Genomic DNA, 14849 nt, shown 5'->3' with positions numbered 1-14849 from the left:
CAGTAGCAACTTTTTGAGCGGCCGGTTATTTATGCGTGGTCCCTCATTATCGGTAACCCCATCCATGCGCCTGATTTTTTCGCTCCTCCTCGCTTTCAGCCTTCTTTCATCCTGCGCGGGCAGGCCGGGGGCGGATGTGTTGCAGGCCATAAACACCAAGACCACCGATACGAAAATCGTGACAGCCTATGTGGCTAGCACGCGGGAGAAAAACAACGAGGCCAAAAAGGGCTTTAGCGCTGGGCGGGCGGCTGAGCTGAATTATGCGCGCTTCGACATTTCCATTCCTCCCAGCCATAAAAGCGGAAATATCGAATGGTCCAAAGGCAAGCCGAACCCGAGCAAGGATTTTGTCGTCACCAAAGCCGATATGCTGACGAAAACGCGTTTCAATTCCGATCTTGGCGACGTCACCCGATCCGGCAAGCAGATCGCGCTTTTTGTGCATGGCTATAATTACAGCTATCAGGAAGCCTTGTTCCGTGCGGCACAAATGGCAGCCGATGCCAATATGGATGGTGTGCCGCTGGTCTTTTCCTGGCCGTCCCAGGCGAGCGTCACCGGTTACGTGGCCGACAAGGAATCAGCGACCTATTCGCGAGACGCGCTGGCCATGGTGCTGACCGACCTTACCAGGCAAACACCGAAAAAAAGCATTGTCGTGTTCGGTCACAGCATGGGCGGCTGGCTGGTCATGGAAGCGCTGCGACAATTGCGCTTCGAAGGCAGGAACGATGTGCTTTCCAAACTACAGGTAGTGCTGGCCGCGCCGGATATAGACGCCGATGTTTTCCGCAAGCAGATCGAGGTGGTGGGAAGGCTCAATCCGCCGCTCACCATTCTCGTCTCCAAGGACGACCGCGCCCTGAAGGCTTCCTCCATCCTGGGGGCCGACGTCACCCGCATAGGCGCGCTGGATGTGACCGATCCCCAAGTGCAGGAAGCCGCCCTGAAAGAGGGCGTTCAGTTCGTTGACATCTCCAAGCTCAAGGCATCGGATCCGCTCAACCACGACCGCTATGCGGCACTCGCGTCGCTGGTGCCACAACTGGAGGCGAGCCGGAACGGCAACGGCGAAAACGGCATAGGCCGCGCGGGTGCCTTTGTGTTCGATGCTATCGGGGCAACAGTATCCAGCCCCTTCCGGCTTGCGAGCCAGGTCGTGAACCCGCAATAACTTTTGCGGGTTCTTGGCGACAACCGGTTCAGAAATCCCAGTCTTCGTCTTCTGTGGCGACCGCCTTGCCGATGACATAGGAAGAGCCGGAGCCGGAGAAGAAGTCGTGGTTCTCGTCGGCATTGGGAGACAGCGCCGAGAGGATCGCAGGATTGACCCGGCAAGCCTCGGGCGGAAACAGCGCCTCGTAACCCAGATTCATCAAGGCCTTGTTGGCGTTGTAATGCAGGAACTGCTTGACGTCTTCCGTCAGGCCAACGCCGTCATAGAGGTCTTGGGTATATTTGGCTTCGTTGTCGTAAAGCTCGAGCAAAAGATCGAAGGCGAAATCCTTGATCTCCTGTTTTTCCGCTTCGCCCAGACGTTCGAGCGCGCGCTGGAACTTGTAGCCGATGTAATAGCCATGCACGGCCTCATCGCGAATGATGAGACGGATCAAATCGGCCGTGTTGGTAAGCTTGGCGCGACTTGACCAGAACATTGGCAGGTAGAAGCCGGAATAGAACAGGAAGCTCTCCAGAAACACGCTGGCGACCTTCATTTTCAACGGATTTCCGCTATCATATTCGCGCATGATGAGCGCGGATTTGCGTTGCAGGAATTCGTTCTCCTCCGACCAGCGATAGGCGTCATCGACGTCAGGCGTGGAGCAGAGCGTCGAGAAGATCGAGGAATAGGAGCGGGCGTGGACCGCCTCCATGAAGGAGATGTTGGAAAGCACCGCCTCCTCGTGCGGCGTCGCCGAATCCGCCATCAGGCGCACGGAACCGACGCCGTTCTGGATCGTGTCCAGCAATGTCAGCCCGGTGAAGACGCGGATCGTCAGGGTCTGCTCTTCCGGCTTCAGCGTTCCCCAGGACGGGATATCGTTGGAGAGCGGCACCTTTTCCGGCAGCCAGAAATTCGATGTCAGGCGATTCCAGACTTCGAGATCCTTGTCATCCTCGATGCGGTTCCAGTTGACCGCGCGAATACGGGACGCGGGTTTTACGGCAATGTTCATTGTCTTGTCCCTCAATTCAGAGCGTGCAGGATACGCAGCCCTGAACCTGCGTGCCTTCCAGCGCCATCTGGCGCAAACGGATGTAATAGATGGTCTTGATGCCTTTTTTCCAGGCGTAGATCTGCGCCCGGTTGATATCGCGCGTCGTTGCCGTATCGCGGAAGAACAGTGTCAGCGACAGGCCCTGATCGACATGCTGGGTGGCCGCCGCATAGGTATCTATGATCTTTTCCGGACCGATTTCGTAGGCATCCTGATAATATTCGAGATTGTCGTTCGAAAGGTAGGAAGCCGGATAATAAACACGGCCGATCTTGCCTTCCTTGCGAATTTCAATCTTCGAGACGATCGGATGGATCGAGGAGGTCGAGTGGTTGATATAGGAGATCGAGCCTGTGGGCGGCACGGCCTGAAGGTTCTGGTTATAGAGGCCGGTCTCCATGACGGCCTGCTTCAACGCTTTCCAGTCCTCCTGTGTCGGAATGGAAATGCCGGCTTTCTCAAAAAGGTCGCGGACCTTTTCCGTCGCGGGCAACCATTCCCGGTCGGTATATTTATCGAAGTAGTCGCCCGAGGCATATTTGGAGTTTTCAAAGCCCTTGAAGCTCTGGCCCCTTTCAGTGGCAAGGCGATTGCTGGCGCGGATGGCGTGATAGGTCACCGTGTAGAAATAGATATTGGTGAAATCGATGCCTTCTTCGGAGCCGTAGAAGATGCGCTCGCGCGCCAGATAGCCATGCAGGTTCATCTGACCAAGCCCGATGGCGTGGCTCGCATCATTGCCCTTTTCCACGGAAGGGACAGACGAGATGTGGCTCATGTCAGAAACGGCCGTCAGCGCCCGGATGGAGGTTTCGATCGTCTTGCCGAAATCAGCCGAATCCATTGCTGAAGCAATGTTGAGCGAGCCGAGATTGCAGGAAATATCCTTGCCCATATGGCTGTAAGAGAGATCGTCGTTGAACTCGCTCGCCTCGCTGACCTGTAGAATTTCCGAGCAGAGATTGCTCATGCTGATACGGCCGGCGATCGGATTGGCGCGGTTAACCGTATCCTCGAACATGATATAGGGGTAACCGCTTTCGAACTGGATTTCTGCGATGACTTGGAAGAACTCGCGTGCCTTTATCTTCTTCTTGCGGATGCGGCTGTCGGCGACCATTTCCTGATATTTTTCGCTGACGGAAATCTCGGTAAACGGCACGCCATAAACCCGCTCAACATCATAGGGTGAGAACAGGTACATATCCTCGTTATTTCTCGCGAGTTCGAAGGTGATATCAGGGATCACCACGCCGAGCGAAAGGGTTTTGATGCGGATTTTTTCGTCGGCGTTTTCGCGCTTGGTATCGAGGAAACGCATGATGTCGGGGTGGTGGGCATGCAGGTAGACCGCGCCAGCGCCCTGGCGCGCGCCAAGCTGGTTGGCGTAGGAGAACGAATCTTCCAGCAGCTTCATGACAGGAATCACGCCAGAGGACTGGTTTTCGATCTGTTTGATCGGCGCGCCGGCTTCGCGAATATTGGTCAGGGACAGTGCTACGCCACCACCACGCTTGGAAAGCTGCAATGCTGAATTGATGGACCGGCCGATGCTTTCCATATTGTCTTCCACACGCAGCAGAAAACACGAAACCAGCTCACCGCGGCTTTTCTTGCCGGCGTTGAGAAAGGTCGGGGTTGCCGGCTGGAAGCGGCCGGAAATGATTTCATCCATCAGATCGCGGGCAAGTTGCTCGTCGCCACGCGCCAGAGCCAAAGCCACCATGCAGACGCGGTCCTCATAACGCTCAAGGTAACGCTTTCCGTCGAAGGTCTTCAGCGTATAGGACGTATAATATTTGAAGGCGCCGAGAAATGTCGGAAAACGGAACTTTCTGGCATAGGCCTCGTCGTAGAGGTCACGGACGAAATTGAAGGAATACTGGTCCAGCACCTCCTGTTCGTAATATCCCTCGGTCACGAGATAATCGAGCTTTTCCCTGAGATTATGGAAAAACACCGTGTTCTGGTTGACGTGCTGAAGGAAATATTGCCGTGCCGCAAGGCGGTCCTTGTCGAGCTGGATCTTCCCGTTTTCATCGTAGAGGTTCAGCATCGCGTTCAGCGCGTGATAGTCCAGTCCCGCGTCCAGGTGTTTCTGCGCGGCTGTTACTTGTTGTTTGGCATCCGTGTTGCGCACCGCGCTCGAGGTCAGCGTGTCCAAAATCGTTCCAATCCATGATTGACGTTGGCGACATCTTCCTCCGTGCCGAGAAGCTCGAAGCGGTAGAGAAACGGCACCGCGCATTTACGCGACACGATATCTCCGGCGGATGCGAAAGCTGCGCCAAAATTCGTATTTCCCGCCGCGATGACGCCGCGAATGAGATTTCGGTTTGAGGGCTCGTTCAAAAACCGGATAACCGGTTTCGGTACCGCTCCTTTCATGCCGCCGCCCCCATAGGTGGGGGTGACGAGAACATAGGGCTCCGACACGTGAGGAACGTCTTCCTCGGCGCCGAGCGGCAGGCGAAGCAATCGTCGCCCCAGTTTTTGAAGGAAGCGATGAGTGTTCTCAGACCGGCTGGAATAATAGACGATCAGCCCCATCGCATCGCCTCCTCAGCTGATCGAGCCAATCATGTCCGGACGGAAACCCGCCCAATGGCGTTCGCCCGCAACGACCACGGGAACCTGCATGTAACCAAGGCCGCGAACGTGATCGAGGGCATCCGCATCTTCGGAGATATCGACGATCTCGTAGCTGACACCGATGCGGTCAAGCGCACGATAGGTGGCAGTGCACTGGACGCAGGCGGGTTTGCTGTAAACGGTGACGGTCATTGTTTCCTCTTTCGAAGCCGCTTTTACGCACGGCTCAACATTGCCCGCCTGCAATCACAAGCGGGTGGCGATGGTTCTGTCATTCTGGCGAGGCGCGCGGGTCAGGCCGCGTAAGATCTCTGTCTACGCCGACGAGCGTAGAAACTCATAAAAATGCACTGGCATGACTTCACCCCGAAGCTTGTTCTGGAGGGGGCAGAAAAGGGCGCACGCAATTCATTTGCGTCATACACCTTCCTTCCGGACACCCCGCCCGTGGACGTTTTCGCTCAAGGCAGGTCTCCTGACTTGCGGGTCAAAACATCCATTCCCACCTTCCCGGAGCTTTTAGCGCCAGTGGCTCAAATCGGAACGATGCTCACCGCTTACAGTTGCGGGGGCAGTTTCGGCATTGCTTCACCATAATGGTGTTGCGCACCGAATTCCCGTCTTAGCTCCCGACGCTTGCGAATCGAAAGAACCTTGAACACCACATATAGTATATGAGGAATTTTTTTCGTCAATAATTAGACATGCGAAAGCCCCACCCTGTGGATCAAAAAGATTCAACACATGGTCAACAAAGGCTTAACGGTGAATGCTCGATACCGCCTACGGACGGAAGCGGCGGGTTATTCCCAAATATCGATGCGAATATCGGCGGGGCGGGAGTTCTCAATCACCCGCTTTCCGTTGGGAAGATCATTTTCGAACAGTTTGGCGTGAATCTCGGTCGCATCGAGACCATAGCCCTGCCATCTATCCCGCAGGCGTTCCTCGAGCACCGCAACGGATGGGCCTACGAAGACGGTAAGATCGAAGCTGCCGGAAAGCTTCGTCCACGGCGCCTCGCTCAACAGCAGATAGTTGCCTTCGGCAAGGATGAAGCGTGTTTCTGGCGCGATGGCGCGAGCGGAGGCAATGGCTATTTCGCGGGAGCGGTCAAAAACCGGGACAAGAACTTCCTGCCCGCCCTGACGAACTGCGGAGACGATATCAAGAAAGCCGCGCACGTCGAAGGTCTCCGGTGCGCCTTTTCGCGGCAAGAGCCCCCGTTCTTCGAGAATACCGTTATCCATATGGAAGCCGTCCATAGGCAGGACAGCCGCAGCCTCGCCGCGCGCCACGAGGGCACCGCACATGGCATCCGCTAGCGTGGATTTGCCGGCCCCAGGGGGACCGGCAATGGCAATGATAAAACGAGATTTACCCTCAGCCCGCCGAAGAACGTCTTCGACGATCGTTTCAAGCTTCAACGTCATGCGGCCAGCGTTTCCTTTGGCGCTTCCTTGGCGCCCGTCATGAAGGCAACGGCGTCGGACATGGTATAGTCCTTCGGATTGATGACGCACAAACGCTTGCCCAGCCGATGAATATGAATCCGGTCAGCAACCTCGAAAACATGCGGCATGTTGTGCGAGATGAGAACGATCGGTAGCCCTCGCGCGCGCACATCCAGAATAAGCTCGAGAACGCGGCGGCTTTCCTTGACGCCGAGCGCCGCTGTCGGTTCGTCAAGGATGACGACCTTGGAGCCGAAGGCGGCTGCACGCGCCACCGCAACACCCTGGCGCTGGCCGCCGGAGAGGGTTTCCACCGCCTGATTGATGTTCTGGATCGTCATCAGGCCGAGTTCAGAGAGTTTCTCACGGGCAAACTTTTCCATCGCCGGACGGTCCAGTGCCCTAAACAGGCTTCCCTGAATACCGGGTTTGCGGATTTCACGGCCGAGAAACATATTGTCGGCTATGGACAATGCGGGAGACAGGGCAAGGTTCTGATAAACGGTTTCGATACCAGCCTTGCGTGCCTCGATCGGCGAGCGGAACTGTACCGGCTTGCCTTCAAGCCTGATCTCCCCTTCATCGGGTGTCACCGCACCGGAAATCGCCTTGATGAGAGAGGATTTTCCAGCACCGTTATCACCAATGACGGCGAGGATTTCGCCCGGATAAAGGTCAAAATCGGCATTGTCGAGCGCAGTCACACGACCGTAGCGTTTAACGAGATTGCGTGCTGTGAGGATAGGTTCTTTTGCCATCAGCCTGCTACCTTTCTGATCCACTGGTCGATTGCGACAGCCAAGATGATAAGGACGCCGATCAACAGATAGGTCCATTGTGGGTCTGTTCCGATAAGTCGCAAGCCGAGAGAGAAGACACCGACGATCAGCGCGCCGAAGATCATGCCCATGATCGAGCCGCGTCCGCCAAACAGCGATATGCCGCCGATGACCACTGCGGTGATGGATTCGATGTTGGCAAACTGACCGGCGGTCGGCGATACCGAGCCGATGCGGCCGATGAGAGCCCAGCCCGCGAAGGCGCAGATAAGCCCGGAAAGTGTGTAGACGGTCGTCAGCATGCGCTTGACGTTAACGCCGGCAAGTTCGGCTGCGTCGGGATCATCACCCACTGCATAGAGATGTCGACCCCAGGCGGTGCGGTTCAGCACATACCAGAGCAGGGCAACCAGCAGAACCATCGCAATGACGCCATAGGTGAAGACGGCGCTGCCGATGCGGATATTGTTGCCGAAAAACTGGAGAATGGGCGCCTGTTGGACGATATCCTGTGAGCGGATCGTTTCGTTGGCCGAATAGAGGAAATTGGTGGCCAACACGATCTGCCACATGCCCAGTGTAACGATGAAGGGCGGCAGCCGCATGCGCGAAACCAGCACGCCATTGATAAAGCCACAAAATGCGCCAACTGCGAGACCGCAGATAATCGAGAGTTCGGCAGGCAAACCATAGCGGAACGTAAACTGTCCCATGACGACGGAGGACAGGACCATGATCGCACCGACCGAAAGATCGATACCCGCAGTCAGAATGACCAGCGACTGTGCCGCGCCGACGATGCCGACGATTGCCACCTGCTGAAGGATAAGGGTCAGCGAAAAGGCCGAGAAAAACTTGCCGCCCAGGGTCATGCCGAAGACAGCCAGCGACAACACCAGAACGATCAGCGGTACGGCCGCCGGGCTGGAATGCAGAAAATGCTGGAATTTTTCAAGCAAACTCTTGTTGTGCGTATCGAAAGCAGCGACCTGGGTCGAACTTCCCGACAGCACTTTTTCAAATTCATTATGCGGTTGAGCCCGCACTGGCTGATCGCTCATGGATTTTCCTCCCGATCGCTCCATCGCATCAGCCCCGAACCCGGGATTATTTTCCAGAGGGGACAATGCGTAGATTCAAACTGTTGAGAAGCGTGCCTCAGTTACGTCCACGGACGCCGGGCGCGCTCGTTTGTTCCTGTCCGATCACCCAGATCGTTCTTTGTAACCATTCCGGTTCAAGGGCGGGGGCAAATTGCCCCCCGCCGATTTCAACGGTGAAGTATCAGCCCCAGCACTTCTTCAGGCCTTCCTTGGTGTCGATCGAATCGAGACCCTTGACCGGCTTGTCGGTTACCAGCGTTACGCCGGTGTCGAAGAAGTTCTTGCCTGCCGTCGGCTTCGGCTTTTCACCGGTGTCGGCAAACTTCTTGACGGCTTCCACGCCGAGTGCCGCCATCAGCAGCGGGTATTGCTGAGACGTTGCGCCGATCACGCCTTCGGCAACGTTCTTGACACCAGGGCAACCGCCATCGACTGAAACGATCAGAACATCCTTTTCGCGGCCGACGGCTTTCAGCGCTTCGTAAGCACCGGCAGCTGCAGGTTCGTTGATGGTGTGAACGACGTTGATGGTCGGATCCTTCTGCAGCAGATTTTCCATCGCAGAGCGGCCGCCTTCTTCGTTACCGTTGGTAACATCATGACCAACGATACGCTTGTCGTCTTCATCACCAATCTTGTTGATGTCCTTCACGTCGATGCCGAAGCCCTTCATGAAGCCCTGGTTGCGCAAAACATCAACGGTTGGCTGGGAAGGCGTGAGGTTGAGGAAGGCGATTTTCGCGTCCTTGGCCTTGTCGCCGAGGGTGCCAGCAGCCCATTTGCCGATCAGCTCGCCGGCCAGAAGATTGTCGGTAGCGAAAGTGGAGTCAGCGGCATCAACGGGTTCGAGAGGCGTATCGAGGGCGATGACAAGAAGACCGGCATCGCGCGCCTTCTGCACGGCCGGAACGATGCCCTTGGTGTCAGATGCGGTAATCAGGATACCCTTGGAGCCATCGGCAATGCATGTCTCGATCGCGGCAACCTGGCTTTCGGAATCGCCATCGATCTTGCCGGCATAGGACTTCAGCGTCACGCCAAGTTCTTTAGCCTTGGCGGTTGCGCCTTCCTTCATCTTGACGAAAAAGGGATTGGTGTCGGTTTTGGTAATCAGGCAAACCGAAGTATCGGCGGCGGACGCGACGGACGCGAAAGAAACGCCGAGCGCAAGCGCGCCCAGAAGAGCGGAAACAGTCGTCTTCATTGTAATCCTCCCATTGAATGTTTGAGTACCGTGACGGTTACCCGACGATCTCGTCTCCTCCGAGAACAGCGACCGTTGACACAGATGGAACCACCAAAGGAAACGGCTGTCAATAAATAAATCCGATTGAATTATTAATTCCGTATGGCATTCTAACAAGCGGCAGGGAGGAATATCGCCGCGTCGTTTAACGTTGCGATAGCAAGATTGCCATAAAGCCTGCATGTATCGGTCGCGGCGGATATGGCGGGCGGGAGGATGAAACTATGAGACAATCTGTCGAGACGGCGCCGCCCGCGCCGTCCACCAACATGGATATGAGCGGCGGCGCCAACCAGATCGGGGTGCGTGCCTATAACGAGCGGCTTGTGCTGTCGCTGGTTCGCCGCCACGGCGGCTTGTCGAAAGCCGAAATATCCAGGCTTTGCGGTCTCTCGGCGCAGACCGTCTCGGTCATCATGCGCTCGCTCGAAAGTGACGGTCTTCTTATTCGTGGCGAAAGACTGCGCGGCAAAGTCGGGCAGCCTTCGACGCCGATGCGCCTCAATCCCGATGCCGTCTTCTCGTTTGGCGTGAAAATCGGCCGTCGCAGCGTCGATCTGGTGCTGATGGATTTCGTCGGCCGGATCAAGCTGAAGCTCCGCAGAACTTACCCCTATCCTATGCCGGAATGGATTTTGCCATTCGTCATCGAGGGTATCACGGAACTCGAGTCCAAGCTCTCTCCGGCCGAACGGCAAAAAATTGCCGGTGTCGGCATTGCCGCGCCGTTCGAATTGTGGAACTGGGCGCAGGAGGTGGGCGCGCCGCAGAATGAGATGGAGCGCTGGCGCGACGTCGATATCCGTTCCGAAATTGCGGATGGCGTCAGCTATCCGGTTTTCCTGCAGAACGATGCGACCAGTGCCTGCGGTGCAGAACTGGTTTTTGGTGCAGGCCAGAACTACCCCGATTTTCTCTATATCTTCATCGGATCCTTCATCGGTGGCGGTGTCGTTTTAAACTCCGCACTGTTTTCCGGAAAGACGGGCACCGCCGGTGCAATCGGCCCCCTTCCGGTTCAGGGGCAGGACGGCAACACGGTCCAGCTTCTGAAAATCGCCTCCATCTTCGTTCTGGAAAACATGTTGCGCGAACGCGGCATCGATCCACGTCCCCTGTGGTTCTCGCCGGATGAATGGATCGATTTCGGCGAGCCGCTGGAAAGCTGGATCGGAAAAACGGCCGCGGCCCTTGCGCAGGCCGTCATCGCTGCAGCCTCCATCATCGATTTTTCCAGCGTCATCATCGATGGCGGTTTTCCGGATTGGGTCAGAGCAAGAATAGTCTCCGCCACCCGTCTTGCCCTCAAACATCACGATCTTCAGGGTGTTACGCTGCCGGAAATCATCGAGGGAGCGGTCGGTAGCCAGGCTCGGGCTATCGGTGGAGCGAGCCTGCCCCTGTTTTCCCGTTATCTCATTGACCAGAATGTTCTGTTCAAGGACACGACAGGCTGAGGTTTCAGGCCCTACTAAAATTTCCTGGCGGGACTCTTTGCCGGATTCAAATGGTCACTCGCTGGCGGCATGTTCCATGATCGCCGCCAGAAAAGCAGGGCCGTATCGTTCCAGCTTTGTGTCTCCCACTCCAGGTATCTGCGCCATTTCCCCCACAGAGGCCGGTCTTGATGCCGCAAGCTCAATGAGTGTCTTGTCGTGAAAAATCACATAGGGTGGAACGTTCTGTGCGCGGGCAATTTCCATGCGCTTCGCACGCAGCGCCTCAAAGAGACTACGATCGGCATCCGGTAGAACAATGGCGGTGGGCTTGCGATTCGTCTGTTGTCGCGCCGAACGGGGAGCGGACGGTATCCTCAACATCAGGGACGGCTTTTCGCGCAGGAACCGCCTCCCTTCTTCGGCAATGGACAATCCCCCGTGACCGGCCAGATCAACCTCGATCAGGCGCAGCGCAACCATCTGGCGCAGGATGGCCCGCCAGGTGCGATTGTCGTGCTCTTTGCCGATGCCGTAGGTGGTGATCCGATCGTGACCAAAGCTCGATATCCGTTCATCTTCCATGCCCAGCAATACGCGGATGACATAGGCCTGGCCGAAACGTTCTCCCGTGCGGTAAATGCAGGACAGCAACTTCTGCGCGGCAATGGCACCATCAAACAGGTCCGGCGGTTCCGCACAGGTGTCGCAATTGCCGCAGGGCTCGCAATGATCGCCGAAATAAGACAAAAGCACCCGCCGACGGCAACCGGCTGTTTCCGCGAGGCCAAGCAACGCATCGAGCTTCCGGCGCTCCATGTTTTTGCGCTGGTCGCCCGCATCCGACTCTTCGATAAAGCGGTTGCGCAATGCGATGTCTTCATAACCGTAAAGCATAAGCACGTCGGACGGCAGACCATCACGGCCAGCACGGCCGGTTTCCTGATAATAGGCTTCGATGCTGCTGGGCAGATCGATATGCACGACGAAGCGCACATCCGGTTTGTCGATGCCCATGCCGAAAGCCACGGTTGCAACCATGATGACCGCTTCACCATGCTGGAAGTGGGTCTGGTTCGCCTCGCGGGCGCCCTTGTCCATGCCGGCGTGATAGGGCAGCGCATCGCGCCCCTCCTCACGCAGCCAGGCTGCCGTCTCATCGACCTTGCGTTTGGAAAGGCAATAGACGATGCCGCTTTCGTCTTCGCGACCCGTCAGGAAGCGCTTCAGCTGCGTACGTGGATTATCCTTTTCCATGATCGCATAGCGGATATTTGGCCGATCGAATCCGGCTATGAAGGCGTCGCTTCCGTTGATCCCGAGATGACCCAGAATTTCGGCGCGGGTTGGCTCGTCCGCAGTCGCCGTGAGCGCCATGCGTGGCGTATCCGGAAAGCGCTCGATCAACGTGTCTAGCTGGCGGTAAGGGGGACGGAAATCGTGCCCCCACTGCGATAGACAATGAGCTTCGTCGATCGCGATCAGCGACAGGCTGATAGGTTGAAGCGCATCCAGAACATCCGGCTTGAGAAGGGTCTCCGGCGCGGCATAGAGAATATCGACCTTGCCAGCCCGCATATCCTGCCAGAGTGCCCGCCGCTCTTCTGGGGAAAGATCGGAGTTGAGAGCTTCTGCCCGCACACCTGCCTGACGCAAGGCGGCGACCTGGTCGACCATCAGCGCGATCAGGGGCGAAGCAACCAGCCCCATTCCCTTACGGGCGAGCGCCGGAATCTGGTAACAAAGCGACTTCCCGCCCCCTGTTGGCATCAATACAAAAGCATTGTTGCCTGCCATCACATGCCGGATGATTTCGGCCTGCTGTCCACGAAACGTATCGTAGCCATAGACGGTCTTGAGAATCTGCAAGGGATCGGTGGTCACGTTGGCTTTCTTATGAGCTGGACGGTTTACGCATCATGGCAAAATCAGGGGCTATCGCAACGCAGAAAGGCTGAATCACTCTCATAAAAAAGAGCGCCAATTGTGGATGATGCGAACTTATATAGATTTGGAGATTATTTGAGGTATTTTGCAAAAGAAAACCCCGCAGCTTAAGCTACGGGGTTTTTGTGAAGATTGGTTGCGGGGGCAGGATTTGAACCTGCGGCCTTCAGGTTATGAGCCTGACGAGCTACCGGGCTGCTCCACCCCGCGTTACCAGCGTAAATCCCTATTGGATTTATCGCGACTGCATCACAGGGACGCTGTGATGTATAGTTCCGGAGCAAATTGCCGCAGGCGATTTGTCTCCTTTAAGGGACGCACGTTGCGTTTTCCTTATGTTTTCATGTTACGCAATGCAAAAAGGCCGCTTTGAGCGGCCCTTTGTATCGGCTGGGCCGAAGAGTTTGCTTGAGAAGATATTTGTTGCGTTTTGCAGACCTGGCAGCGACCTACTCTCCCGCGTCTTGAGACGGAGTACCATTGGCGCTGGGGCGTTTCACGGCCGTGTTCGGAATGGGAACGGGTGCAGCCGCCCCGCGATAACCACCAGGTCGGCAAAACGCAACACAGTTCATGTTTTCACATGAGTGTTGTTTCGAGAAGCTGGGAAGCTTGCGCTTCATTTAATTTAACACGTCTTTCTGCGACCCTTCCCGTATGTTTGCCATACAGACCAGAGGTCGTCGCGCCTTCCGGTTTTTGCTTTCAAGCAAAATACCTGTGGCGCGGCCCGTCCGGAGCGCTATGCGCGTCAGGACAGAACAGATGATGCTCATCTTTGATGAGCATGAACAATGGGAACGAAGAAGTCGATCGAGCTATTAGTAACGGTAAGCTTCACATGTTGCCATGCTTCCACACCCGTCCTATCAACGTGGTCGTCTTCCACGGCTCTGATAGGGAACACTCGTTTTCAGGTTGGTTTCCCGCTTAGATGCCTTCAGCGGTTATCCATTCCGTATATAGCTACTCTGCTATGCCCTTGGCAGGACAACAGATCCACCAGAGATACGTCCATCCCGGTCCTCTCGTACTAGGGACAGATCCTGTCAATATTCCTACACCCACGGCAGATAGGGACCGAACTGTCTCACGACGTTCTGAACCCAACTCACGTACCGCTTTAAATGGCGAACAGCCATACCCTTGGGACCTGCTCCAGCCCCAGGATGCGATGAGTCGACATCGAGGTGCCAAACAACCCCGTCGATATGGACTCTTGGGGGTCATCAGCCTGTTATCCCCGGCGTACCTTTTATCCGTTGAGCGATGGCCCTTCCACACGGGACCACCGGATCACTATGACCGACTTTCGTCTCTGCTCGACTTGTCAGTCTCGCAGTCAGGCGGGCTTATGCCATTGCACTCGACGACCGATTTCCGACCGGTCTGAGCCCACCATCGCGCGCCTCCGTTACTCTTTCGGAGGCGACCGCCCCAGTCAAACTACCCACCATACACTGTCCCGGATCCGGATAACGGACCGCGGTTAGACATCCACGAAGATAAGGGTGGTATTTCAAGGATGGCTCCACAAGAACTGGCGTCCCTGCTTCAAAGCCTACCACCTATCCTACACATGCCTTGGCGAATGCCAGTGTAAAGCTATAGTAAAGGTGCACGGGGTCTTTCCGTCTGACCGCAGGAACCCCGCATCTTCACGGGGAATTCAATTTCACTGAGTCTATGTTGGAGACAGCGGGGAAGTCGTTACGCCATTCGTGCAGGTCGGAACTTACCCGACAAGGAATTTCGCTACCTTAGGACCGTTATAGTTACGGCCGCCGTTTACTGGGGCTTCAGTTCAGAGCTTGCACCCCTCCCTTTAACCTTCCAGCACCGGGCAGGCGTCAGACCCTATACGTCGTATTGCTACTTCGCAGAGCCCTGTGTTTTTGATAAACAGTCGCTACCCCCTGGTCTGTGCCACCCCATCATACTTGCGTAAAATGGGGTCACGCTTCTTCCGAAGTTACGCGTGCAATTTGCCGAGTTCCTTCAACATAGTTCTCTCAAGCGCCTTGGTATACTCTACCTGACCACCTGTGTCGGTTTCGGGTACGGTCTATA

11 protein-coding genes, 1 tRNA gene, 2 rRNA genes and 1 riboswitch (1 of these 15 cut by a window edge) are annotated in these 14849 nt (G+C 56.1%); of the genes, 2 read left to right on the top strand and 12 right to left on the bottom strand.

Annotated elements, in window-relative coordinates; all coding sequences use genetic code 11:
* Positions 1–64 precede the first annotated feature (64 nt).
* Positions 65–1177, top strand: a complete 1113-nt coding sequence (locus G6L97_RS12470) for an alpha/beta hydrolase (protein WP_065661527.1) — start codon at positions 65–67, stop codon at positions 1175–1177.
* Positions 1178–1205: 28 nt separating this feature from the next.
* On the opposite strand, the gene nrdF is transcribed toward G6L97_RS12470, so the two are convergent.
* From nrdF to G6L97_RS12430, 8 genes are all read right to left on the bottom strand, one after another.
* Complete coding sequence (nrdF, locus tag G6L97_RS12465) at positions 1206–2180, bottom strand: class 1b ribonucleoside-diphosphate reductase subunit beta (protein ID WP_003514262.1); 975 nt, start codon at positions 2178–2180, stop codon at positions 1206–1208.
* Positions 2181–2196: 16 nt separating this feature from the next.
* The gene (nrdE, locus tag G6L97_RS12460; protein WP_075807520.1) at positions 2197–4386 is read right to left on the bottom strand and encodes a class 1b ribonucleoside-diphosphate reductase subunit alpha; all 2190 of its coding nucleotides are present in this window, start codon (positions 4384–4386) and stop codon (positions 2197–2199) included.
* Positions 4374–4772 carry a class Ib ribonucleoside-diphosphate reductase assembly flavoprotein NrdI gene (gene nrdI / locus G6L97_RS12455; protein WP_003514252.1) on the bottom strand — a complete coding sequence of 133 codons (399 nt, stop codon included), beginning with the start codon at positions 4770–4772 and terminating at the stop codon, positions 4374–4376. Before nrdI ends, nrdE begins: the two co-directional genes overlap by 13 nt.
* A 12-nt stretch (positions 4773–4784) precedes the next feature.
* Complete coding sequence (gene nrdH / locus G6L97_RS12450; protein WP_003514250.1) at positions 4785–5006, bottom strand: glutaredoxin-like protein NrdH; 222 nt, start codon at positions 5004–5006, stop codon at positions 4785–4787.
* A gap of 256 nt (positions 5007–5262) precedes the next feature.
* Positions 5263–5486, bottom strand: a riboswitch (cobalamin riboswitch).
* Positions 5487–5617: 131 nt separating this feature from the next.
* Complete coding sequence (locus G6L97_RS12445) at positions 5618–6247, bottom strand: nucleoside triphosphate hydrolase (protein ID WP_111782923.1); 630 nt, start codon at positions 6245–6247, stop codon at positions 5618–5620.
* Positions 6244–7026, bottom strand: coding sequence for an ATP-binding cassette domain-containing protein (locus tag G6L97_RS12440; protein ID WP_013635211.1), 783 nt, complete (start codon positions 7024–7026; stop codon positions 6244–6246). The genes G6L97_RS12445 and G6L97_RS12440 overlap by 4 nt, the downstream gene beginning before the upstream one ends.
* On the bottom strand, positions 7026–8108 hold the full coding sequence (locus G6L97_RS12435; RefSeq protein WP_038489298.1) for an ABC transporter permease: 1083 nt from the start codon (positions 8106–8108) through the stop codon (positions 7026–7028). Before G6L97_RS12435 ends, G6L97_RS12440 begins: the two co-directional genes overlap by 1 nt.
* A 223-nt stretch (positions 8109–8331) precedes the next feature.
* A complete protein-coding gene (locus G6L97_RS12430; protein ID WP_003514241.1) occupies positions 8332–9354 on the bottom strand; it encodes a sugar ABC transporter substrate-binding protein in 1023 nt (340 codons plus the stop codon).
* A 266-nt stretch (positions 9355–9620) separates the two neighbouring features.
* On the opposite strand from G6L97_RS12430, the gene G6L97_RS12425 reads away from it, so the two are divergent.
* Positions 9621–10853 (top strand): ROK family transcriptional regulator, encoded by a 1233-nt coding sequence (locus tag G6L97_RS12425; protein ID WP_065661530.1) that lies wholly within the window; start codon positions 9621–9623, stop codon positions 10851–10853.
* 54 nt (positions 10854–10907) lie between these two features.
* Here G6L97_RS12425 and recQ read toward each other — a convergent pair whose 3' ends face one another.
* From recQ to G6L97_RS12405, 4 genes are all read right to left on the bottom strand, one after another.
* Positions 10908–12716: a DNA helicase RecQ gene (recQ, locus tag G6L97_RS12420; protein WP_111782925.1), complete on the bottom strand. Its 1809-nt coding sequence runs from the start codon at positions 12714–12716 to the stop codon at positions 10908–10910.
* Between the two features lie 196 nt (positions 12717–12912).
* Positions 12913–12989 (bottom strand) — tRNA-Met (locus tag G6L97_RS12415).
* Between the two features lie 226 nt (positions 12990–13215).
* Positions 13216–13330, bottom strand: a 5S ribosomal RNA gene (gene rrf, locus G6L97_RS12410).
* A gap of 249 nt (positions 13331–13579) precedes the next feature.
* Positions 13580–14849, bottom strand: a 23S ribosomal RNA gene (locus G6L97_RS12405) (it continues 1537 nt past the right edge of the window).

Origin of the sequence: Agrobacterium tumefaciens (genome assembly GCF_013318015.2) — a bacterium.
In the GTDB taxonomy this organism is placed as follows: Bacteria; Pseudomonadota; Alphaproteobacteria; order Rhizobiales; family Rhizobiaceae; genus Agrobacterium; species Agrobacterium tumefaciens.
This window is presented reverse-complemented; position numbering and strand designations above follow the sequence as displayed.

Coding starts and splice junctions, on each gene's coding strand:
- G6L97_RS12445 (WP_111782923.1), bottom strand. CDS start 6,247: ATGACGTTGAAGCTTGAAACGATCGTCGAAGACGTTCTTCGGCGGGCT.
- G6L97_RS12440 (WP_013635211.1), bottom strand. CDS start 7,026: ATGGCAAAAGAACCTATCCTCACAGCACGCAATCTCGTTAAACGCTAC.
- nrdF (WP_003514262.1), bottom strand. CDS start 2,180: ATGAACATTGCCGTAAAACCCGCGTCCCGTATTCGCGCGGTCAACTGG.
- nrdI (WP_003514252.1), bottom strand. CDS start 4,772: ATGGGGCTGATCGTCTATTATTCCAGCCGGTCTGAGAACACTCATCGC.
- G6L97_RS12470 (WP_065661527.1), top strand. CDS start 65: ATGCGCCTGATTTTTTCGCTCCTCCTCGCTTTCAGCCTTCTTTCATCC.
- G6L97_RS12435 (WP_038489298.1), bottom strand. CDS start 8,108: ATGAGCGATCAGCCAGTGCGGGCTCAACCGCATAATGAATTTGAAAAA.
- nrdH (WP_003514250.1), bottom strand. CDS start 5,006: ATGACCGTCACCGTTTACAGCAAACCCGCCTGCGTCCAGTGCACTGCC.
- G6L97_RS12425 (WP_065661530.1), top strand. CDS start 9,621: ATGAGACAATCTGTCGAGACGGCGCCGCCCGCGCCGTCCACCAACATG.
- G6L97_RS12430 (WP_003514241.1), bottom strand. CDS start 9,354: ATGAAGACGACTGTTTCCGCTCTTCTGGGCGCGCTTGCGCTCGGCGTT.